Here is a 21,412-nt window from a genome sequence, read left to right on the forward strand (position 1 = left end):
CTCTTTCTTATTAAAATGTTAAGTTCATACCAATGGTATAGATTGCCGAAATCGGATAGATATTATTATCAATACCCATTTGCACTCTGTCTGTATTTAAAATCTCAGGTGAAAAACCGTTGTACTTAAAACTTGTCCAAGGGTTCTGAGCGCTTATATACAATCTCAATTTAGTAATAGACATAGCTTTACTAAATGTTTGGGGTAGATTATATCCTAATTGAATATTTCTGATTCTGATATAACTTCCGTCTTCTACATAGAAACTGTTAGGCAAGATAATCGCTTGATTATTAGTTGCCATTGGATAATAGTTTGATGTTCCTTCACCATGCCATCTGTTGTTATAGAAATCTAAATCCCAGCTTTCATTTCCATAGCGTTGTTCTCTATTGAAGTTATATATTTTATTTCCAAAAACACCTTGAAAATCAATAGCAAAATCGAAGTCATACACATTCAGATTAACACCAAATCCATAAGTCCCTTTTGGAATAGGACTTCCTAAAAAAGTTTTATCTCTAGTATCAATCACTCCGTTCCCATCTAGATCGGCAAATTGAAACCCTCCTGGTGTTGCTCCATTTTGTATTGCAGCAGCATCTACTTCTCCCTGATTTTGGAAAACTCCCTGCACCTGATATCCGTAATAGGAACCTACAGCCTGGCCTTCCTGTAACCTGATGATTGAATTCCCGTATAGACTGGCTCCGGTCTGTAAATAAGATCCATTAGCAACTGAGGTAATTCTATTCTTGAGAGTCGTTAAATTACCATAAATACCAATTTTTATATTGTCATTAATTTTAGTGTCATAGTTTACAGAAACTTCAAATCCTTTATTATTAAAAGAATAAGCATTGGTAATATAATTATTCCAGTTACCGGCACCGGAAACAGTTCCCTGTACGATACCATATACAACATCTTTAGTGTCTTTATCGAAATAGGTAGCATCAATTTTCAGTTTATTATTGAATAATCCCATTTCCAGTCCCAAATCTCTCCCCGTTGTCGTTTCCCAACCAATATTCGGATCTATAATCTTATCTATGGTTTGTGCCGGGGCTCCATTCTCTCCATAATAGGCACCTTCCTGAATTTTTGTGGTATTAAGTGTGTAGGCTCTCTGTACATCAGGATTACCTAATTTACCCCAGCTTGCTCTTAATTTTAAAACATTAAAAACATTCTGTTCACTCATAAAGTTTTCTTTGGAAATTACCCATCCTGCACTAATAGCAGGGAACACTTTGTGCCTGTCATTTGCAGAATACTTAGAAGTTCCATCTCTACGAAGGGATGCATTCACTAAGTATTTCCCTCCATAATCATAATTCAATCGTCCAAAGAATGATTCTATCCTGTCCTGATATGGGATAACATTTCTTTCTCCTTCATCAAAGCTTGTCAGAAAAACATCTGTTCCGTTGGATATTGCCAATGAACTATTACTTCCATCATACTTCACATTCAATGCTTCTGCATAGGCTTGAGAATAGGAATTTCTTGTTCTGGAAAAACCAGCTAACAATTCTATATTATGCTTTCCAAAATTTCTTTTCCAGCTTAATGTATTATCCCAGATATAATTTCTTGTTCTTGAATCTCTTGTTATTAATTTTGTAGGTTTTTGATCAGCAACAGGAACATAACCAAATGTTGGAGTATATTCATACTTATTTGAATTGATGTTATCCGAAGTATAGCTAATTCTTAAAGTAAAATCACTTAGAAATTTATATTCTCCCCAAATATTATTCAATAACCTTTCTTCTCTTATTTGAGATCTATACAAGTCTAATTTTGCTCTTGAATTGGGAACTTTAGCTAACGTAAAATACTGATATCCTCCGGTACCTGGATCTATTGTACCATAAACAGGAGGCGATGAATAAGCATCCAATAAAGGATTCAAAGCCTGATCCGTACGCATTTTTGAAAAAGTGAAATTGTTTCCAATAGTAATATTGTCATTAATCTTGTAACTTAAATTAAGCTTAGAATTAAATCTATTAAAACCACTTCCTGAATTAATCCCTTGTCCAGCTGCTAAATTTCCTTCGTCCTGCAGATAACCAAGACTTCCGTAATAATTAAGTTTACCTATACTTCCTGCAGCAGAAAAATCATTAGAATTAATGATACTGGTCTTCAGGATCTCTTTATACCAATCTGTATCCAGCGGATAAGCAGATCTATTTAAAAATGTCGGATTATTTACTTTATCATTGACCAATTTTTCGTTGTACAATTGTATATACTGATCTGAGTTGACCATTTTTGGAATATTGGTTACCGTCTTAATTCCTAAATATGAATTAAAATTAAAAACAGGTTTTTTACTTTTTCCTGTTTTGGTTTTAATGATCACTGCTCCGTTAGCTGCTCTTGCACCATAAATCGCTAAACTGGAAGGATCTTTCAGAACACTCATAGATTCTATATCTTGAGGACCTAAGAAAGAAATATCATCTGTAATCATCCCATCAACGATAAAAACTGTTTTACCTGTTAATGAACTAATTCCTCTAATATCTACTCTGGGTGAACCTCCCGGTGTACCAGAATTTAAAACCTGTACACCTGCTAATCTTCCCTGTATAGAACTGATTGGGTTAGCATTGGGTTTGTTTGCTAGATCTTTCGCAGAAACTATTCCGATACTTCCGGTAATATTTTCTTTTTTCTGAGATCCATATCCTATCAGAACTACCTCCTCGATCTTCTGCTCTTTAGCCAGAGAATCTTTTGGAGTAGTCTGCGCATTGACGTTCATACCGAAGTATAAAACGGCAATGAGGCATGGATACTTTAAATCACGTTGTTTCATATAGTTTCAATTTTATTCTTACAATCTAATTTCAAATGTCCTTTAAAGTGGAGTTATTTAAAATCTCAAAAAAAGACATTAGGTAAAAATAGAAAAAAAATCGAACATTGTTAATCTATCTTAAAAATTTAAAAAAAATAAAAAATAATTAAATAAAAAATTAAATAACTTAAAATTAATTAATAAAATCTCATTATCATCATCTATACATAATAAAATGCTCAAATGTAAAATCTATATTTTTGACAAAAAATTCACCAAATCAGTGTTAGGAATTAATATTTTGTTAATACAGCAATAGTGTTTACCTTTGGCGCAATATTTGAAAAAATAAGAAAAAGATCAATGAAAAAATATATTATCGCAGCAGCATTGTTAATAGGAACCGGCGCTGTCGTTTTAACCAGCGTACAGTCGTGCCAGAGTATGGCAACTACCGATCTTGGCCTATCAATTATAAAAAGAGTTTTGCTGAATGGTATTGATAAAGGAATGGGAATCTACAGCAACAAGGAAGCCTTTCTTCAGAACAATATGGTAGACAAAGCCCTTCCTAAAGAACTTAGAGACATCAATTCCACACTGGAAAAAATTGCCCCTTCACTGGTGGCTAAGGAAAGAGATTTTATTGCTCAGGCAGCTTCTTATACTGTAAACCTTTCAAAACCTATTTTGCAGGATGCAGTCAACAGCTTAAATGCCCAGGACGTAACCAGAATTATCCAGGGTACTACAGCAACACAGATCTTGAAAGAAAAAACTTCACAGCAACTTGTAGCAGCAATTGCCCCTAAGGTGGACGAGAAACTGAATGAATACGGAATTGCTAAAACAATCAATACAGCTCTTTCAGGAAGCAATCTTCTGGGAAGCCTTCTTGGAGGTGGCAGCAACAATGTAAACACCGGAGGATTGAGTAAATTGGCTTCTGAACAATTGGTAAATGGTTTGTTTAATATCATTGAAGATTACGAGCACCAGAATTCAAAAGCCTTACTGGGCCCGCTTGGAAAATAGATTTTTTTTCGCTATATTTATATTATTATTTAACAACGGCAGATGGACATATTACAAGGAAATCAACACGCAAACCCAGAGGATTTTTACAACTCTCTGAAGGAAAAACTGGAAGGTCACCACGACTTTCCCGAAGACTATTTATTTAAATTTATCATTCCAACAGATCAGGCAAAACTTACTGAAATTTATAAGGTTTTTGACGGCATCAAGTTTACATTGGGAAACCGCGAAAGTAAAAACGGAAAATACACAGCGTGTAATATCAATGCATTCGTTCTGGATGCCAATCAGGTGGTGACTATTTATAAAGAAGTAGCAAAAATAGAAGGCGTTATTCTATTATAGCAAACAAAAAAGTCAGCTTTCGCTGACTTTTTTAGTATTTTTCTCTTTATTATTTTTCAATAAAGAATTTCACATTTTCAATAGGTCTTCCCAGCATGGCTACAGATCCTTTGATCAGGATAGGCCGCTGTATCAGGGAAGGATTTTCAGACAGGATCTTGATCCATTCTTCTTCAGAATAATTTTTATCGGCATAATTTTCCAAATAAAGCTTATCTGTTTTTCTGATCATATGAAACACAGTCTGATTTAGCTTTTTCAGTACTGTTTTGATCTCTAAGACACTCAATGGATCTTCTACAATGTTGATGATCTCAAAAGGTACCCCGTTTTCATCCAGATACTCAAGAACAGCATTTGATTTCGAGCAATTTCCGTTATGTAAAACCTTAACCATCATAATGTAATCATTTAAAAAAATTAAACTCTTCTATCAAATTTAGGAAGAAATGATTTCAAATCTGTCTTAAATTGTGATAAAAATTTGTTAAAACAAACCGTTTAGTTCTGCTTCGATCTTTTCAAGAATAAACCCGAAGTCTTCCGGCTTTTCCACAAAATCCAGATCATCTACTTCAATCACCAGAAGTCTTCCTTCTGTATATTCGGAGATCCATTTTTCATATTTCTGATTCAGCTTTGAAAGGTATTCAATACTGATGGATGCTTCATATTCTCTCCCTCTTTTGTAAATCTTTTTCACGAGGTTCGGAACATCAGATTTTAGATAAATCAACAGATCGGGCGCTGAAACAAATGATTTCATCAGCCCAAAAACAGAGATATAGTTATTGAAATCCCTGTTTGAAAGAAGCTTCATATCATTCAGGTTTTCTGCAAAAATATGGGCGTCTTCATAGATGGTACGGTCCTGGATAATATTTTTACCACTTTCTCTGATCTCTTTTACCTGGCGGAATCTGCTTCCCAAAAAATAAATCTGCAGCGCAAAACTCCATTTGCTCATGTCCGCATAAAAATCTTCAAGGTAAGGGTTATGGTCTACATCTTCAAACTGTGCATCCCATCCGTAATGCTTGGCAAGCATCGTAGTCAAAGTAGTTTTTCCTGCTCCAATATTTCCTGTAACTGCAATATGCATTATCCTAAGTATTTTTAATTTTAATTTCGCTAAACACCAACGGCCTGAACCTCGGAAGTTTCGTCGATCAGCTTCTGTAAAGTATGATCAGGAGCTTTTTCATCAGATCCTTTCTTTTCTTCTTCAGTTTTCTGTTCTTTTTCTCCAGCCGGTTTTTCAGATGATGGTTCTGTAACCTGTACAGCTTCCTGCTTCGTTTCGGGCTCTGCCTGTAGTTTAGTTTCCTTTATTTTTTCAAGGCTGTAAAGATAGAGTTTGTTCGCTTTGATTTCAAAATAAGAAAGGATGTTTTTATCCACAATTTGCGCCTCCTTATCTTCAAAAATTTTCACCATTCCTTTTTCGGGATCGTATTTCAGGATTGAATTGTCAGCAACCACCAAAACAACGTCATTCTCTCTTCTAAACCTTTTTCCATTCTCCAATGGCGCTTCAAAAAGTTTTTCAAATTTCAGGGAATATACTCTGATATGCTTTCTGGTTAAAATATAGACTTTGGTTTCAAATACCAGCAGATCCATCAGATCATCAAAATTGACATCAAAAGGATAGGCATTAATTGTGGTGTCATTTCTGAAATTGTACTGGATAAGACGTTTTGTACTGTCATCCAGGAGCCAAAGCTGCTGAAGATCTTCTGCGTAAGCCATTTTTATAAATCCAAATTTTTGCTTAAAATCAACCTTCTGGATCTCATTCATATTCTGATCTACAAATTTCATTTCCTGAGCATTTTCCGAAAATAAGGCAAGACTTAGCGGATTCTGCACAGATTGTATTTTATAAGGAACTGTCAGCATCATTTTACCGATCTGTTTTCCTAAAGAATCGTATTTTGTAAAACTGAAATCTTTGTTTTTGTAAATGTACAGGTATCCGTAATCATCTGCCAGCATATCCTTGGCCTCCTTCAGTTTCAAGGTATCAAAAGAGAGTGATTTCTGTGCTGGAACGGTACAGAAAAGAAAGATGAGTATGATATAAAGTAGTTTCAAAATCTATTTTGGTAAAGATAACTTTCCTAGGTGGAATGGCTGCAATTTACATACTTTTATTTGAATTTTAAATGATGAATTACTTAACGTTAACTTCATAAATTTTCGCCCAGTTTTTCCCTGTTACCAGCATATTATCCCCTTTAAAAGCTACTCCATTTAAAACATATTCACTATTTCCCTGATCATTCTCAGCCGTTAATTTCGTGAAATCAAGCTTCCCTACCGCTTCTCCGGTGGCAGGATCTATCTTCAGAATAATTGGTTTGTGCCATACATTGGAATAAATGAAGCCGTTGTGGTATTCCAACTCATTAATATTATAGTAGGTTTCGGTATGTCCGGCAACGGCAACTGTTCTCACCACTTTCGAAGGATCGTTCACATCCAGAAAATACAGATTTTTTGAGCCGTCAGTTGCCACAAGGTTTTTCCCGTCGTAAGTTAACCCCCAGCCTTCTCCGATCACATTCGGTAAAGGAAACTGGGAAAGCTTTTTTAATGAATTTTTATCGTAAACAAAACCTATTTTATTTTTGTAGGTCAGCTGGTAAATTTTATCGCCTACAATAGCACAGCCTTCAGAGAAAACATCAGCAGGCTGCTTCTCTACAAGAGCCGGAGTTGCTGAACCTAAAGTATATTTTATGAGCTGGGAAGCTCCATCCAATCCGTCACTTTCATAAACAGTATTGCCTTCAACAAGAAATCCTTCAACAAAATTATGGGGATCGTGAGGATATTCTGCTACAATAGTATAGGAAATATTCTGTTCAGGATTTTTTGCAAAAACATTGATGGTTGCATCCTGGTTTAGGGTTTCTCCGCTTTTGGTTTTAATGATAAAGGTAACGTCGTTATCTCCTAATGTGAAAAATTTGGGGTCTACGATTAAGTTTGAGGTTTCCTGATCACCAAAACTGATGGTAATGGTTTCCGCATTCTCTGTCACTTCTTTTGGAAGATTGAGCTGATCTCCGAAATGATAGCCTTTTCCCTCCTTTGAATTATTATAATCAGCCAGGGAATTGAGTATTTTCTCATTATTATTACATGATGACAGCAGGAAAATTACTGCAAAACCGGCAATTATATTTCTTTTCAGGGCGTTCTTAATCATTCTTCAAAAATACTAAATTTTAGTCCTTAAATGAAAATAGCGCTCCTGAGGAACGCTATTTTTTTATAGATAAAATCTTGATTTAATTATTTGATCTGAACTTCATAGATCTTCGGCCAGTTTTTACCGGTTACCAGCATATTCTCACCTTTGAAAGTAATTCCGTTCAACACATCATCACTTCCCTTGGTATTCTGTTTTGCAATATCTGTAAAGTCAAATGTACCAACCACTTCTCCCGTTGCAGGATTGATCTTCAAAACAACAGGCTTCTGCCAGACGTTGGCATAGATAAATCCGTTGTGGTATTCCAATTCGTTCAGCTGATCGTAAATCTGTGAACTTCCTGCTACTGCCACATATTTGATCAGTTTTGAAGGGTTGTTGGCGTCCAGGAAATATAAAAGCTTGCTTCCGTCTGATGCAATAAGGTTCTTTCCGTCATACGTAAGTCCCCAGCCTTCACCCAGAACATTAGGATAAGCAAATTCTGAAAGCAGTTTCAAAGAACTTTTATCATAAATATAGCCTTTCTTGCTCTGCCATGTCAGCTGATATACTTTATCTCCTACAATGGTACTTCCTTCAGAAAAATCTTCCTGAGCCTGCTTTGTAGAAGCCAGCGGCGTTGTGGTTCCCAATGTATACTTTAGGATCTGGGAAGAACCGTTCTGCCCGTCACTTTCATAAATGGTATTTCCCTCAATCTGGAAACCCTGTACGAAATTTTTCGGATCGTGAGGGTATTCTGCAATAATCTGGTAGGCGATATTTTTTTCAGGATTTTTTGCAAACACATTGATGGTTGCATCCTGGTTAAGGGTTTTCCCTCCTTTCGTTTTGATATTAAAAGTAACGGCATTATCTCCTAGTGTGAAGAATTTAGGATCAACAGCTAAGCTGGAAGTTTCTTTATCTCCAAAGCTGATACTGATGCTTTCGGCATTTTCCGTCACCTCTTTTGGAAGTTCAAGTTTATCACCGAAATGATATCCTTTTTCTACCATTGAATTGTTGTATTCATTCAGCGTGCTCAGGATCTTTTCATCTTTGTTACAAGATGCCAGCATCAAAACAACTGCTAAACCTAGTATTATATTCTTTTTCATTGAATTTCTAAATATTTCCCCAAAAGTAGCAAATTTTATTCCTTATTGCCAATATTATCAGCAGGCTAAACAAATTGTAATATATAACCGTTGCTTCTTACATCGTAAATTCACTTCCCTGTTACTCAAAAGACATGATCTCACAGCAGATTTTTTGTTTAAGAGTAGAGTTGTAAATTTATTATTGTTCCTGAGATTCAAAAGTATCTTTATTGATTTTCATATTAATGGAAAGCCACAATTCATTATCAATACTCACTTCGCTCATCACGCCCAGATCTATCTCAAAGCCTACTTTTTTATAACATTCAATAGCTCCGGTATTCCAGTCGTATACATTCAGCTCCGCTGTCTTTCTGTGAAAATTTCTGAAGCCATATTTCAGCAGTTCCTGTACTGTTTTCTTTCCGTAACCTTTTCCTCTGTTGTTTTCGTCCCATATCAGAATTCTTCCAAGCAGAAAAGTGTCTTCTTTTAAAAAGATCTGGGCATGGCCGATCACATTTTGTTGTGTCTCATCATAAACCCTGAACATAAATCTGTTTTCATTATCCAAATCATTCTCCAACTGTTCTTCCGTCAGTGGAAAATGGTAGGCAGGACCCGCAAACTGAAGAAGAGCTCTTTTGTCTTTTATTTTAGAGATCAGTTCAAAAGAATCATTTATTTTAAAAGGCTGCAGCTTAATCATACCGTTTTATTTTTTTACATATTCTTTCATGCTTTTTCCAATAATTTTATTCCAGCCTTCTGTAAAACTTGCTTTCGAAAAATTTTCGCCCAGACCTTCAAAACTTTCAACATTTTCATGAGTCAGTTTTACCAGCGTTCCAATATCTTCTTTCTGAAGTTCCCAGGTTACAGTAGTTACAGCATCTGACAGCTCGGGATATGACCAGGTATGCTTTAATTTTTCATTGGGAATAATTTCCAGAATATGGCACTGATGGTGATATTTTTTTTCTTCACCGGGTTCATAGAAATTAAACTCTTTTCCTACTTCCAAGGTAAAATCCTGAATATCGAAATACCAGGATTTCATTTTATTTTTATCAGTCAAAGCATTCCAGACTTTTTCAACCGGAGCATTTATTTTGTACTGAACAGTGATTGGTGTATTCATACTATCAGGTTTAACTATGAGAGAATCCGGTGATTTTTGCTTCATCAAAATCCAGCTGCATTTCAATAGTTCTCATCACATGATCATCAAAAATCTTCTCCCTTTTCATCCGGTGAAGCTCATTTCTCTGAGCCTGGATAATCTGCCGGAGTACTTCTTTATTTTCATTGATTGCATTCACATAATCTCCCGTGGAAGCCATACATTGGGCTTTATCGGCCATCAGCATCATTTCGGTTTCCAGTTTGTGTTTCTGGTGTCGTACCAAAGTATTTTTCTCTGCCAGATCCGAAAAATCATTTTCCATTTTATGCAGCGCAGTTTCTTTCAGTTTACGCATCAGGATCACTTCCTGTTTCTCTTCCGGCAATTCGCTTCCGGCATCATCTATTTTCAACCATTTTAAAATAGGCGTCAGCAATAATCCCTGTCCTACCAAGGTGATCAATATGATAACGAAAGTTACGAATAAAATAATATTACGGTGCGGAAAAGCTTCTCCATTTGGCAGAAATGCAGGAATTGAAAGTGCCGCAGCCAATGAAACTACCCCTCTCATGGCAGCAAAACTGATGATAAAAGGTTCCCGCCAGTCCGGTTTCGGAATTTTTAATCTTAATTCTTTGGAACAGAGTCTTGGGAAATACATCACGGCATAACTATAAATTATTCTGGTAAAAATAATAGCTCCACCAATAACAACACTGTAAAAGATCCCTTCTGAAATAGTATAGTCTTTCATTGCAGCCACTACGACAGGAAGTTCAAGTCCGATCAGGATAAAGATAATGGTGTTCATCAGGAATATAAGAACACTCCAGACGTTTCCGGACTGTATCCTCGAGGTATGACTCAGGTAACAATGTGAATTATAAGACATTAAAAGCCCTCCGGCAACAACCGCCAATACTCCCGAAAAGTGGAAATGTTCCGCCCCTACATACATGATATACGGAACGATCAGTGTAATTACCGTGTCGATATTAGAATTGGATGGAATAATCCTTAGCAAAGCTCCAAACAGCAGTCCGACAGCGACACCAACCGCCACTCCACCAACGGCCATTGTAAAGAAATCCTGAATGGCATCTCTCCAGATAAACTGTCCTGAAATCACGGCTGCCAATGCAAATTTAAATACAATTAAGCTGGACGCATCGTTAATCAAACTTTCGCCCTCAAGAATACTGGTGATCTTTTTAGGGATCTTCATATGTTTCAATACTGAAGTAGCTGCTACTGCATCCGGTGGAGAATTCACGCCTCCAAGCAGGAATCCCATCGCAACGGTAAGTCCCGGAATAATAGAGGATGAAAGATAAGCCACAACAATAGAGGTCAGGAATACCAGTCCAAAAGCCATCGAAAAGATCTGCTTTCTCCATTTGTGAAAGTCCTGCCATGACGTAAACCACGCAGCCTCGAAAAGAATCGGAGGAAGGAAGATAAGGAATACAAGATCGGGCTCTATTTCAATATGCGGCATTCCCGGAATCAGGCTGATCAGAAGACCTGCAATCACCAGAAAGATGGGATAAGCTACTTTCAGCTTTTGTCCTATCATTACCAATATCATTACAGATAGCAATACTGCAATGGATATTATAACATAACTGTGAATCATTTTGAGTCGTTTTTTTAAGTTGTTTTTTGAGTTTGAAATTGGCTAAACGCAGAGTGCTAAAGTTTTTCTACGTTCCAGTTGTTTTTCTTTTGTTGGTTTAACGCAAGCCGCAATTTTATCTAATGTGGGTGTTTTTAAGGCGCAAGAAAATTGAAGATTTCCGGCTATGCTTTTTACTTTTTTTCCCTTTTAGATTTTTAAACCTTATAGGTTTGAGAACCTATAGGGTTGGATTTTTATCTAAAGAATACAGTCTTTACCTTAAAGCACAATATTATTCTTTGGAGTAATGGCTGGCGGAAGGTCGGATTCATCCAGCATATCTCTCATATCAATCTCTATGGTACGGCTGATCTGGGTGATCGGCACGTCATTCGGGCTGCCTTCAAAAGGGTTTACTGAAGCTTCTCCTACACTGTCCAAAGTATGGAAACACCAGGTTACCATCAGTGAAAACGGAATATTAAACCATAATGTCCAGCCTTCCAGCATTGTTCCTTCTCCTAATTTATCAAGCTCTTTGAGTAATCCAAAAGGAACGAAAAGAATAAACAGCAATAGTAAATAGGTGGTGATGGATGAGAAGTTTCTCGGATAGGGAAAGTTTTTTATTCTTTCTGCTTTTCCCTGATCGTCCGTAAATTTTACGAGCTGCTGATTGATCTGTGTCCACTGAAAGTCATTGATCTCTCCTCTGGCATAGGCATCGGATAATTCTTTGCTCTGGCTGGCCATAAGCTGGGTTGCCCTGTTTTTCTTGCTTAAAATATATTGAAGCTCGGTTTCGGAAAGATAATTTTTCAGTTCGTCATCCAGCTTTGTCAGTCTTTCCGGGATATCGTATTTCTTAGAATACTCGTCATACTGCGCTGTTCCCATATTCTCCCAGGTTCTGGGCTCCCGAAGCTGAAAACGAAGTGCGGTAAGCCATGCATAATGACGGTGAAACATTTCTTTTACTTTTTCCGGATCTTTCCCTGAAAGTGCATCTCTCAGAATATATCCGAAACTGCGGCTGTCATTGATGATTGCTCCGTAGATCTGCCTGGCTTCCCACAGCCTGCTGTAACTTGCATTGTTTTTAAACCCTACAATAAAGGCAACCGCCGTTCCTAAAATGGCGATCGGCTGCCACGGAACGGAAAGGAATTTCCATCCTGAAAAATAGAGAACTGTCGGTATGGCCGATAGTATCGTTAATACATAAATACTGCGTCTCGTCCAAACTGCGAACTCCAGCGCTCCAAATCTCTTTCCTGAATGCATATGTGTTTATTTATTTTTTATCTGTTGATTAATTTTATAAACTAACAGCTTTCTCTTCATCATGGCATCCGGCAAAAGCTGTCAATATTAATTTTTAGTAAAAGGAATATTATTATAAAAACCAATCTGGACCTGTCCTCTGTTCTTATTTTCCTGGATCTGGTTCATGTATCCTGCTTCTATCCTCATGTTTTTATTGATCACATATCCTAAAGCTCCGTACACCCTGTTTCTGTCAAAAACAGGACTGTCAAAATTCAGGAATATCTCATTATATACAGAAGCATACAGTGATTTCGGAAGCATTTCTTTCTGGGTGATCGGAATATTCAGCCCGATCATATAACGGAACCTCATTCTGAAATCATCCTGAAGAAAACGCTCTTCCAGACGGTATCTGTGCTGCAAATTAAAACGTCCGAACTTCTGCTTGGTAATAAATTGCTGGAAGATCCTGTGTTCTATATTCTCTCTTTTTTCTCCGTTCACATAAGGCCGGCTTAAAATAAAACCATACCCCAACAAAACGTTATTGTTGTTCTCCGTAAGGTCATAGCCTATTCCTGTACGAATTAATAACTGTTCAAGGTCTCCCACTGCATTGAAATTTCTATACTGGATTTCGTTATGTAAGTTCAATTTTTTGCTGATCTTGTTGTTTCCAAAATACATATACCACGCTCCCAAATCATTTTCCTGCGCAAACGTTGTTATTGACTCCAAAATTAATACTGTAAATGCCAGCTTCGTAAAGACCTTTCTCATATTATTCAATTACTATTATCTATCACACATAACAAAATTAATAATTTAAATCAATAATAGCAAACAATATTGACTAAGAAAGATAATTCTTAATTCATACTTATAAGTAATTAAAAATAAACAGATTACAAAGTTAACCATCTTTATTAGCCTGTAATCCACTCTATCAGGATTTCAATTCCTTCGGCATCTACAATTGCAAATTTCATCTTTGTTAATTTTTTGCTTGTTATTATAAATTTCACCGCTGGATTATCCCAAATTTAAAATTTTGAAATGCCAATGTATCATAAAATAAAAACCGACAGATTGTTCTGCCGGTTTGTTTTCACTTTATTTCGTGTATGAAATACGAATCTTATGGTTGCTGCTGCATTTTCGCAGGATCATCGTAGTTAACCATCCAGTTGATGTCAAATTTATCGGTAAACATTCCGAAATAAGCTCCCCAGAAAGTATCTGCCAATGGCATTGTTACCTGACCGCCTGCAGAAAGTCCGTTGAATAATTTTTCAGCCTCTTCCTTAGATTCTGCATTGATGGAAATAGCGATATTGTTTCCAGCTTTGAAGTGTGAAGCCCACTCACCGCCTGTATCACTTCCCATTAACGTGGTTTCTTTTGAGATCGGAAGAGAAACATGCATAATTTTGTCTTTGTCTTCTTCCGAAGTTTCTTTGCCTTCCATTGGAGGCATTTCCCCGAAAGTTCCGATGTAAGGATATTCTCCTCCGAAAACTGATTTATAGAAATCGAATGCTTCTTTACAGTTTCCATTAAATGTTAAATAAGCGTTTACTGATGCCATTGATTGTTTTTTTATGAGTTAAGTTTTAATGAGTTTCTTGTTTAAGGTTTTTCAGATAATTCCTTTAGTTTTAAGAGCCCTTTCTGGTAGTCTTTTCCAATAGCATCTTCCATGTTCATAAACAATTTCATTACCGTAAAGGGATAAGGTATTTTTGAAGTAAATCCCCATGTTACTTTACTTCCATTACCTTCAGGAATAATTTTCACGTAGGCATTGGCTTCACTTTCATAAGGTGTCAAAAATTTGATGTCCGTATCAATTCTTTTTCCGGCAGTATCTACTTTTTTCACTTCCTGGCAGCCTTTTCCTGCCGCATCTTTTTCACTGTCCCAGCATACTCTTTCGCCCGGCTGCCCTGTGGTTCCTGTCCAGTCTTTTTTCATGTTCGGATCCAGGTCATTCCATGGGCTCCATTGATCCATCGCTCTTAAAGTATTAGTCTGCTCCCATACTTTTTCTACCGGTGCATTGATTGTTATTGATTTTTCATAGACACAGTCTCCTGAAATCAAAGCGGCTACAACCATCCATAAAATAAGGATGGAGCCGAGAACGAGAATAATTCTTTTTAGTATTTTCATGTGTTGATTATCTGTGTTGGTCAATTAAGATCATATTTCCGTCCGGATCTTTCAGGAAGATATGTTCCGGTCCTGAAGTGGCTTCATCAGCTGATTTTTCAAGTTCAATTCCATTTTCTTTTAAATGTTTCTGAATAGCACGTACATCGTCAAAAGATTCCAGATTCCCGGCATTTTGATCCCATCCCGGATTGAAGGTAAGCATATTTCCATCAAACATCGCCTGGAACAAACCTACTAATGTACTGTCGTTTTTCATAATCAGATAATTCTGTTCCATGGTGCCTGCCATGGTAGTGAAACCCAGTTTTTCATAAAAATCCTTCGATTTTTGAAGGTCTTTCACGCTTAAACTGATCGAAAATGCTCCTAATTTCATATCGTTTTTTTCATTTTTAAAGCTAATTTACTTCCTGCGAATACCAATCCCCAGACCAGTATTCCTAAGATCCAGAACCAGATCGGAGTAGGCAAAGAAAACATCATGTAGACGGTCATGAACAGAAAAATAACTCCACAAACTGCTGCAGAAGTATGTTTTCCATTATTTGCCACTTTTGAAGCCGTAAATCCTGAAACGACAGCGGCGAATATATACCCAATGATCACAAAGAACAGTGCCATAAAAGGGGCCGATGCTACATATTCTTTCATCGCGCCCATATCTCCACTTCCAGCTGCTGAAGGAGGCGGATACCACTCATGTCCTATTTTTTCGACAATGGTAATACAGATAACTCCCGCAATCAATCCGGCAGGAACAGCTAATATCCGTCTTACCATGATTACTGGTTTTTTAAATGGGTTTTAAAGTCCAGCGTTCCGTCATAGCTTTTCCAGTCACCAACAAATTCGATGTACTGTCCTTCTACTTTTTCAGTTTTCTTATTCCATTTGAAGGTATAAATGAATTTACCTTTAAAAATACCTGAATGTTTTCCTTTGGCTTCTTCTGCCAGTTCATAATCCCCGAATACCACGCCTTTTCTTTTGGCATCTCTATATTTGGTGATGGTAACTTTCCCTTCGTATTTGGAATAACTATCATCCACGAGAGAATATCCGGAAATAAAGTATTCCTGATCGTTTTTTTTATTCTGTTCGGAAATATTGACCTTCAGTTTCAATTGCTGTCCACGGTCGCCAATGGTTCCGGTATAAGGTTTACTGTTGTTCAGCCAGACATTTGAAATATCCGGCATTTGCCCCCATGCAAAATTGCAGGCAAGAATGAGGATCCATAAAAGTTTTTTCATAGTGTGTGTGTGTTATTTAAACTCCAAATTGGGACAAGTGATGATTCAGATGTTTGGCAAACATATTATTCCACTCCTGTGAACTTAATTTTCCAAAAGAAAATGATTCTTTTCCGTCGAAGGCTTCAGGACCCAATTGCTGAGTTTTCTGGATAAAGCCAATCAGTCTTTTCTTTTCTTCATCAAAATTTTTCCTTCCGGTAATTAAAAACTGTGGAGCTGTTGGGGAATCTCTTGGATAAGCCTTTTCTCCAACCACTTTAGATTTCACAAAGGTTTTTAAAATAAATTTTGCAATAGATCCCGGTTTCTTATGTTTTTCCGGTTCGTAAACCATTTCGTAGGATACGCTGCAGTGGGCAAGCATCTGATCAACTGTCATTTTGCCCCACATTCCGTGGGTATCCTCCACCAAATTATTTATCCTGTCAATATAGTTCTGAGCATCTTTTGCATCAAATACATTTTCCATAATATGTCTAATTATCTGAAAGCAAATATATCAGTTTTTTCTTTTGATTTTTACAGGGTGATGAAAAAAACGGTGACGTGTTTGAGTTGCGAGTTCCGGGTTGCGGGATATCAGTTCCGGGATGTGATATACGGGGTATGGATTATTGGCTGTCAGTTGCTAGTTATCAGTTGCGGAATACGGGTTTTCAGATGCAAAGTGAATAATTAGTGAACTTGAAGTTTACCATCAATCTCGACGCACTCTAAAACCCTCTTACCCCTAAAACGCTCCTACTCTACAATCTCCTTTACCTCTTCAGAACCTGTATTTCTAAAAACAAACCAAAGTTTGATCTTTAAAGCAATCCAGCCAATGATGGCATACACTACGAGTAAGATACTTAAATGCTGTAAATAGGGATACGTAAGTTCTACAGAACCTTTCTGTATCAGTAAGATTTTAAAGGCTTGCAGGAATGGAGTCAGGGGAATAATATTGGCAATAAACTGCACGAAAGCGGGCATTGCACTCAACGGCCAGGTAAATCCACTGATGATGAATGCGGGAGAAGCAATGACCATCAGGATTTGAGTTGCCTTCAATGCGTCAGGAATCAATATACTGATGAATACTCCTAAAAATGAAGCCGATCCTACAAAAACAGCGGTCAGAAGAATAAAATTGAATATTCCTTCCGGCATTGGAACCCTGAATATCATGTGCATAAAATAATACACACTAACAATGAGAATGGAGAATATCCAGATCGGGATCACCTTGATGAGCATTGTTGGGAAAGCCCATCTTTTCATTTTGCGGTATTCTTTTACAAAGGATCCTCTTTCAAATTCCGCGGCAAAACTTACGGCCATTGCCAGAAGAATAACCTGCTGAAGAACTACAGCTAACATGGCCGGCCACATAAAGATCAGGTAGTTTCCGGTGGTGTTGAAAAGGGTAATATAATTGGCTTTAAAGGGCTCATATTGTGTTGCTGCTTTTGTAGCGGGCATTCCTGCTTTCTGTAAAGCTTTGATGGATGCTCCGGCTGAGAATGTTCCTATGGTGAGCTGAAGAGCTTTGGAAGCAAAATTAGCAGTCAGGACGTTGCCGGTATTGACATATACATTCAGTTCCGGGTATTTTTTCTGAAGCATATCCGCCTCAAATCTTGAAGGAATAATAACTACGGCTGCAGCTTCATGACGAATCACCTCATCTTTTATACTGAAAGGCTCCTGGACATATTTTATGATGCTGATGCTTTTATTATCATCCAGCATATCGGTAAGCTGGCTGGACAAAGGGGTATTATCTCTGTCGATGACCAGTACCGGTGTGTTTTCAACTTTTCCGCTTTTATAGACGAAACCAAGCAGCGTGGCATAAAATACCGGGGCCAGAAAGAACACGGTCCTGAGGGTAGAGTTGCCAATGAAAAGCTTAAACTCCCGTTTTAAAAGCCGGAAAAATTCTTTCATAATTACTTCAGGATTACGTTAGCATTTACCAATATACTTTTAGCTTTATTCATATCAGTCGGTTTCACTTTAATCTCGTAGACGGCATCCTGTAGCTGATAATCCGGATAAGCAGTAGTAATATCCGCATATCTTGTAAGCTGTTTGATATAGACTATAGTTCCGTTCAGGGTTTCTTTATTGTAAACGACCTGCATACTTACCTCCTGCCCTTTCTTATATCTTGAAATATAGCTTTCAGGAACTGTAAATCTGAAATAGGTACTTTCCGGAATATACCCATTGAATAAAGCAAAACCTGCGGTAGCCAGTTCTCCCGTATTAAGGCTGATGGTTTCTATTTCCATATCATTGGTGGCGATAATGTATCTTTCTGAATAGGCTACATTGGCTTCCTGAAGGGCACCTTTGGCTTGTGAAGCCTGACCCGCCGCCATTTCTACTTTTTCAACTCGTGTTCCTCTTTTCACATCATCCTGTTCAGCAACAACGGCATCATATTGGGCTTTTGCGCCCTGAAGCTTTGCATAAATTTCATCGTAGGCCTGTGGAGACATAAGGCTGTCGCGGTACATATTGCTGGCTCTTTTAAAAGATTTCTGAGCGAATTCATATTGCTCTTTCAGACCTTTATATTTGGCCTGAAGCTGTCTCAACTGATCTGCTGTAGCTCCGTTTTTGGCCATCTGTTCCTGAGCTGATGCTGCACTTACTGCGCCTTGAGCCTGTGCGATCTTGGCAGAAACTTCCGGTACATCAAGCAATGCTAAAGTATCGCCTTTCTTTACGGTCTGGCCTTCGGTTACGTATATTTTTAAGATTCTCCCGGTAACTTTTGGGGCAAAAGAAATAACATCCTTTTTGGTCTTACCTTCAGAATCATTGAGGTTTTCTTTTTTTTCACTGCAGCTCCCTAGTATTAAAAGAGAAGCAAAGGCTATGAATATATTTTTATGCATCATTTTAAGGATAAGGGATTAATAAAGTTTGGTAATATCAAGTTCCTGGGTAGATCTCATCAGCTCTATTCCTGCCCTTCGCTGGTTGAAAAGTGCATTTTGATATTCAAGTTCTACGACTTCAAGGTCGTTTTCAGCATCAATAAGCTGTGAGGATTTGCTCATTCCGTACCTGAATTCTTTTTCCGCCTGAACCAGAGCATTTTTGGCGAGTTCTTTTTCTTTGGCCTTTAAAGTGATCTGAGCGGTCGCAATATCATAATTGGTTTGATTATTTGCCAGATTCAGGGTCAGTTTTTTAAGAGCATCTTCTTTTTTGTTCTGTAAGACCTCTTTTCCTACTTTGGCCGTTTCTTCTGCGTGTTTTCCTTCCCGTCCATCAAAAATTTCCCATTTGAAACCGACACCGGCAGTGAGTAGTGGAAGAACATTAATATTGGTAGGTCTCCAGTCTAGTTTCGCACCTTGATATCCTAAAGCGGGAACTGCTGGAATTACATTTTCTGAGGTTTTGATACGGCTTCCGTAAAGACCGATGTAGTAAGCGGATGCCATCAGCTGCACCTTCGGGATCATCCAGGTTCTTTCCGCTTTTATTTTGTAGTCTGCCGCTGCTATACCATGCTCCAATGCACGAACTTCTGCCCTTTCTTCGATTCCTTTTTCCGAAGTTAAAAGTTCCAGAGGAGAAAGTACCGGATCAATCATTTTGAGACGTTCTTTGTTGATTCCCGTCAGAATGTAAAGCTGGGTGAGAAGAAGTTCTTTTTTTCCTTCATACTCTACCATTTTGGCATTGAGTGTAGCCTGAGCCAGTTCTATTTTTTTATGGTCGTAAGGTGTAATCAGGCCATAGCCTAAAGCTTTATCGGCTGTTTTCCGGTTGATGTCCAGTCTTTTTTTGCTTTCGTCCAACACCTTTTTAGACTGATGGATTAATGCCAGCTGGTCATAGGCTTTGGAAATGGCCGCTACTACCTCATCTTTTGTTTTTTCAAGGAGGATATCTTCGGATATTTTCTTCTCCTGAATTGCCTTTTTGAGGTATTTCACTTTTCCACCTGAATAAAGAAGCATTTTGGCATCTGCTTTTGCTATCCCGGAAAACCCGGAAATATTGAGATTATTATTAAAGCTTCCTTCGGGAATATTGATAAAAGGTGCCAGATTAATTTCCGGTGACGTTAGTCTTGTGGTAGCATTCAGATATCCGACCTGTCCGCTTACTTCCAGGGTGGGAAGAAAGAGGTCTTTCAGTTTATGTTCGTCAAGGTCTGTGAGTTTGTTTTGAGTAATCTGCATTTTGAGATCAGAATCCCGAACCATGGCACTGTCTAAAAGTTCCTTAAAGTCCGGGGCAGACTGTGCCCAACCAAAAGCAGGGAAAGCCAAAAAACTAAACGTAAAAATCAATAAATTGTTTTTCATGGTTTATGTTTATAACAAATATAATGCAAAAATTTGTTAATTCGAAGAAGATAATTCGTCAATATGGTGAATTTAAAGTAAGTTTAAAAAGTGTTTAGTTTTAATCCACTATTTGTGACAAGGATAGCAGATCCGTTTAAGATTAATTTGAGGAATGTTTTAATTGGAAAAAAGATGAATTTTCTTTTATTCATGGGATTTTATTATGCTGTTTGATTAGTGAAAATTTAAAAAAATATTAACCACGGATTTCACAGATGGACACAGATGATTGTGTATATATTCTTAAACTTGATGTTTTAATTGATTTGGTCTCGCGCAGATTTCTCAGATTGGCAAATTCTTTATTGTAACAACTGAAAATTTTAATTTTTGTAAAACTTAAGTGCTCTTTTTCAGGATGAATTTTTACTTCAGATAAACTAAAGTGTTAGAAAACTTTTGTGGCTTTTGTAATTAATAATTCAAGGCATGATAAAGATTAGATCTGCCTGATCAAATCAATCTGCAAGAGAAAATATTAACGTCTATTCAAAAAAATCCGATTTAGTGCAAACAAAAAACTCCCCACAAAATGTGAGGAGTTGTTATTTAAAATCATTCCGATTATCTCTGAACCGCTGACTTCATTTTAGCATCAGGACGTAATATTCTGTAACGAACCTCAAGATCTTTTGGTACATAAAATACCAAAGGAAGCTTACTGTTGTATCTCACGATCTCCGGTTGAAGGGTTACGAACTTTTTGGTTTTCTTTTGATCCAAACAAGCCATTAAGGTTCCTCCCGCTTCACCGTTGGATTCTACTTCATAATAGTTGTAGCCCCATCCCTGAAGATCCTGTGTTTTCACCTCTCCCATCAGGAAATATTTATTACAGTCCAGCATTTTTTCAGCACCTACAAAAAATTCCACTTTTAAATCGCTTTCATTTTTTGCAACAGGCAGCTGAATATATACCTGCTTAAATCCGTCTTTAGCTTTTGGGAACATTTCAATTTCCAGCTTCTCAAACTTTTCTGCCTTCTTTTGTGCGAAAGCATTTACACCTGCAAACATAATTAATCCTGCCATTAAAGTTTTTGAAAATCTCATTTTGTTTGTTTTTTAAATTTCTGTTGTACTCTCAAAAATCATTCC

General features: G+C 37.3%; 23 protein-coding genes. 2 read left to right on the top strand and 21 right to left on the bottom strand.

Annotation, left to right across the window (positions count from 1 at the left end; genetic code table 11):
• Positions 1 to 10 precede the first annotated feature (10 nt).
• Entirely contained in the window at positions 11 to 2,833 is a 2,823-nt protein-coding gene (locus QF044_RS10445) for a SusC/RagA family TonB-linked outer membrane protein (RefSeq protein ID WP_307266716.1), read from the bottom strand.
• Positions 2,834 to 3,178: 345 nt separating this feature from the next.
• Here QF044_RS10445 and QF044_RS10450 point away from each other — a divergent pair, with 345 nt between their 5' ends.
• Together QF044_RS10450 and QF044_RS10455 are read left to right on the top strand one after the other, a co-directional pair.
• Positions 3,179 to 3,850 (top strand): DUF4197 family protein, encoded by a 672-nt coding sequence (locus QF044_RS10450; protein WP_307266719.1) that lies wholly within the window; start codon positions 3,179 to 3,181, stop codon positions 3,848 to 3,850.
• Positions 3,851 to 3,892: 42 nt separating this feature from the next.
• Positions 3,893 to 4,198, top strand: coding sequence for a DUF493 family protein (locus QF044_RS10455; RefSeq protein WP_307266721.1), 306 nt, complete (start codon positions 3,893 to 3,895; stop codon positions 4,196 to 4,198).
• A gap of 49 nt (positions 4,199 to 4,247) precedes the next feature.
• Here the strand turns inward: QF044_RS10455 and QF044_RS10460 are convergent, their stop codons facing one another.
• From QF044_RS10460 to eco, 20 genes are all read right to left on the bottom strand, one after another.
• Entirely contained in the window at positions 4,248 to 4,598 is a 351-nt protein-coding gene (locus QF044_RS10460; protein ID WP_307266723.1) for an ArsC/Spx/MgsR family protein, read from the bottom strand.
• An 87-nt stretch (positions 4,599 to 4,685) separates the two neighbouring features.
• The gene (locus tag QF044_RS10465) at positions 4,686 to 5,300 is read right to left on the bottom strand and encodes a deoxynucleoside kinase (RefSeq protein WP_307266725.1); all 615 of its coding nucleotides are present in this window, start codon (positions 5,298 to 5,300) and stop codon (positions 4,686 to 4,688) included.
• A gap of 29 nt (positions 5,301 to 5,329) precedes the next feature.
• Positions 5,330 to 6,295, bottom strand: coding sequence for a hypothetical protein (locus QF044_RS10470; protein ID WP_307266728.1), 966 nt, complete (start codon positions 6,293 to 6,295; stop codon positions 5,330 to 5,332).
• A gap of 79 nt (positions 6,296 to 6,374) precedes the next feature.
• The gene (locus tag QF044_RS10475; RefSeq protein ID WP_307271993.1) at positions 6,375 to 7,400 is read right to left on the bottom strand and encodes a glutaminyl-peptide cyclotransferase; all 1,026 of its coding nucleotides are present in this window, start codon (positions 7,398 to 7,400) and stop codon (positions 6,375 to 6,377) included.
• Between the two features lie 101 nt (positions 7,401 to 7,501).
• Positions 7,502 to 8,524: a glutaminyl-peptide cyclotransferase gene (locus QF044_RS10480; RefSeq protein ID WP_307266733.1), complete on the bottom strand. Its 1,023-nt coding sequence runs from the start codon at positions 8,522 to 8,524 to the stop codon at positions 7,502 to 7,504.
• A 181-nt stretch (positions 8,525 to 8,705) separates the two neighbouring features.
• The gene (locus QF044_RS10485; RefSeq protein WP_307266736.1) at positions 8,706 to 9,215 is read right to left on the bottom strand and encodes a GNAT family N-acetyltransferase; all 510 of its coding nucleotides are present in this window, start codon (positions 9,213 to 9,215) and stop codon (positions 8,706 to 8,708) included.
• A gap of 6 nt (positions 9,216 to 9,221) precedes the next feature.
• Positions 9,222 to 9,647 (bottom strand): SRPBCC domain-containing protein, encoded by a 426-nt coding sequence (locus tag QF044_RS10490; RefSeq protein WP_307266738.1) that lies wholly within the window; start codon positions 9,645 to 9,647, stop codon positions 9,222 to 9,224.
• Positions 9,648 to 9,657: 10 nt separating this feature from the next.
• Positions 9,658 to 11,271, bottom strand: a complete 1,614-nt coding sequence (locus QF044_RS10495) for a Na+/H+ antiporter (protein ID WP_307266741.1) — start codon at positions 11,269 to 11,271, stop codon at positions 9,658 to 9,660.
• A gap of 261 nt (positions 11,272 to 11,532) precedes the next feature.
• Positions 11,533 to 12,537, bottom strand: a complete 1,005-nt coding sequence (locus tag QF044_RS10500) for a bestrophin family protein (RefSeq protein ID WP_307266744.1) — start codon at positions 12,535 to 12,537, stop codon at positions 11,533 to 11,535.
• A gap of 87 nt (positions 12,538 to 12,624) precedes the next feature.
• Positions 12,625 to 13,302 (bottom strand): DUF2490 domain-containing protein, encoded by a 678-nt coding sequence (locus QF044_RS10505; RefSeq protein ID WP_307266747.1) that lies wholly within the window; start codon positions 13,300 to 13,302, stop codon positions 12,625 to 12,627.
• Positions 13,303 to 13,660: 358 nt separating this feature from the next.
• Positions 13,661 to 14,110: a VOC family protein gene (locus QF044_RS10510; RefSeq protein WP_307266750.1), complete on the bottom strand. Its 450-nt coding sequence runs from the start codon at positions 14,108 to 14,110 to the stop codon at positions 13,661 to 13,663.
• 41 nt (positions 14,111 to 14,151) lie between these two features.
• Complete coding sequence (locus QF044_RS10515) at positions 14,152 to 14,694, bottom strand: SRPBCC family protein (RefSeq protein ID WP_307266752.1); 543 nt, start codon at positions 14,692 to 14,694, stop codon at positions 14,152 to 14,154.
• Positions 14,695 to 14,701: 7 nt separating this feature from the next.
• Entirely contained in the window at positions 14,702 to 15,073 is a 372-nt protein-coding gene (locus tag QF044_RS10520) for a VOC family protein (protein WP_307266755.1), read from the bottom strand.
• The gene (locus QF044_RS10525) at positions 15,070 to 15,477 is read right to left on the bottom strand and encodes a hypothetical protein (protein ID WP_307266758.1); all 408 of its coding nucleotides are present in this window, start codon (positions 15,475 to 15,477) and stop codon (positions 15,070 to 15,072) included. Before QF044_RS10525 ends, QF044_RS10520 begins: the two co-directional genes overlap by 4 nt.
• 2 nt (positions 15,478 to 15,479) lie before the next feature.
• Positions 15,480 to 15,950, bottom strand: a complete 471-nt coding sequence (locus QF044_RS10530; protein ID WP_307266761.1) for a hypothetical protein — start codon at positions 15,948 to 15,950, stop codon at positions 15,480 to 15,482.
• A 16-nt stretch (positions 15,951 to 15,966) separates the two neighbouring features.
• Positions 15,967 to 16,422 carry a DUF1569 domain-containing protein gene (locus tag QF044_RS10535; RefSeq protein ID WP_307266762.1) on the bottom strand — a complete coding sequence of 152 codons (456 nt, stop codon included), beginning with the start codon at positions 16,420 to 16,422 and terminating at the stop codon, positions 15,967 to 15,969.
• A 272-nt stretch (positions 16,423 to 16,694) separates the two neighbouring features.
• Entirely contained in the window at positions 16,695 to 17,885 is a 1,191-nt protein-coding gene (locus tag QF044_RS10540; protein ID WP_307266764.1) for an ABC transporter permease, read from the bottom strand.
• A 2-nt stretch (positions 17,886 to 17,887) separates the two neighbouring features.
• The gene (locus QF044_RS10545) at positions 17,888 to 18,844 is read right to left on the bottom strand and encodes an HlyD family secretion protein (protein ID WP_307271995.1); all 957 of its coding nucleotides are present in this window, start codon (positions 18,842 to 18,844) and stop codon (positions 17,888 to 17,890) included.
• 18 nt (positions 18,845 to 18,862) lie between these two features.
• Positions 18,863 to 20,272 (bottom strand): TolC family protein, encoded by a 1,410-nt coding sequence (locus tag QF044_RS10550; protein ID WP_307266767.1) that lies wholly within the window; start codon positions 20,270 to 20,272, stop codon positions 18,863 to 18,865.
• A 606-nt stretch (positions 20,273 to 20,878) separates the two neighbouring features.
• Positions 20,879 to 21,367 carry a serine protease inhibitor ecotin gene (eco, locus tag QF044_RS10555; protein WP_307266770.1) on the bottom strand — a complete coding sequence of 163 codons (489 nt, stop codon included), beginning with the start codon at positions 21,365 to 21,367 and terminating at the stop codon, positions 20,879 to 20,881.
• Positions 21,368 to 21,412 lie beyond the last annotated feature (45 nt).

Source organism: Chryseobacterium sp. W4I1, from assembly GCF_030816115.1.
Taxonomy (GTDB): Bacteria; Bacteroidota; Bacteroidia; order Flavobacteriales; family Weeksellaceae; genus Chryseobacterium.

Coding starts and splice junctions, on each gene's coding strand:
- QF044_RS10515 (WP_307266752.1), bottom strand. CDS start 14,694: ATGAAAATACTAAAAAGAATTATTCTCGTTCTCGGCTCCATCCTTATT.
- QF044_RS10445 (WP_307266716.1), bottom strand. CDS start 2,833: ATGAAACAACGTGATTTAAAGTATCCATGCCTCATTGCCGTTTTATAC.
- QF044_RS10465 (WP_307266725.1), bottom strand. CDS start 5,300: ATGCATATTGCAGTTACAGGAAATATTGGAGCAGGAAAAACTACTTTG.
- QF044_RS10495 (WP_307266741.1), bottom strand. CDS start 11,271: ATGATTCACAGTTATGTTATAATATCCATTGCAGTATTGCTATCTGTA.
- QF044_RS10490 (WP_307266738.1), bottom strand. CDS start 9,647: ATGAATACACCAATCACTGTTCAGTACAAAATAAATGCTCCGGTTGAA.
- QF044_RS10535 (WP_307266762.1), bottom strand. CDS start 16,422: ATGGAAAATGTATTTGATGCAAAAGATGCTCAGAACTATATTGACAGG.
- QF044_RS10530 (WP_307266761.1), bottom strand. CDS start 15,950: ATGAAAAAACTTTTATGGATCCTCATTCTTGCCTGCAATTTTGCATGG.
- eco (WP_307266770.1), bottom strand. CDS start 21,367: ATGAGATTTTCAAAAACTTTAATGGCAGGATTAATTATGTTTGCAGGT.
- QF044_RS10500 (WP_307266744.1), bottom strand. CDS start 12,537: ATGCATTCAGGAAAGAGATTTGGAGCGCTGGAGTTCGCAGTTTGGACG.
- QF044_RS10460 (WP_307266723.1), bottom strand. CDS start 4,598: ATGATGGTTAAGGTTTTACATAACGGAAATTGCTCGAAATCAAATGCT.
- QF044_RS10480 (WP_307266733.1), bottom strand. CDS start 8,524: ATGAAAAAGAATATAATACTAGGTTTAGCAGTTGTTTTGATGCTGGCA.
- QF044_RS10485 (WP_307266736.1), bottom strand. CDS start 9,215: ATGATTAAGCTGCAGCCTTTTAAAATAAATGATTCTTTTGAACTGATC.
- QF044_RS10505 (WP_307266747.1), bottom strand. CDS start 13,302: ATGAGAAAGGTCTTTACGAAGCTGGCATTTACAGTATTAATTTTGGAG.
- QF044_RS10550 (WP_307266767.1), bottom strand. CDS start 20,272: ATGAAAAACAATTTATTGATTTTTACGTTTAGTTTTTTGGCTTTCCCT.
- QF044_RS10540 (WP_307266764.1), bottom strand. CDS start 17,885: ATGAAAGAATTTTTCCGGCTTTTAAAACGGGAGTTTAAGCTTTTCATT.
- QF044_RS10520 (WP_307266755.1), bottom strand. CDS start 15,073: ATGAAATTAGGAGCATTTTCGATCAGTTTAAGCGTGAAAGACCTTCAA.
- QF044_RS10450 (WP_307266719.1), top strand. CDS start 3,179: ATGAAAAAATATATTATCGCAGCAGCATTGTTAATAGGAACCGGCGCT.
- QF044_RS10545 (WP_307271995.1), bottom strand. CDS start 18,844: ATGCATAAAAATATATTCATAGCCTTTGCTTCTCTTTTAATACTAGGG.
- QF044_RS10455 (WP_307266721.1), top strand. CDS start 3,893: ATGGACATATTACAAGGAAATCAACACGCAAACCCAGAGGATTTTTAC.
- QF044_RS10525 (WP_307266758.1), bottom strand. CDS start 15,477: ATGGTAAGACGGATATTAGCTGTTCCTGCCGGATTGATTGCGGGAGTT.
- QF044_RS10510 (WP_307266750.1), bottom strand. CDS start 14,110: ATGGCATCAGTAAACGCTTATTTAACATTTAATGGAAACTGTAAAGAA.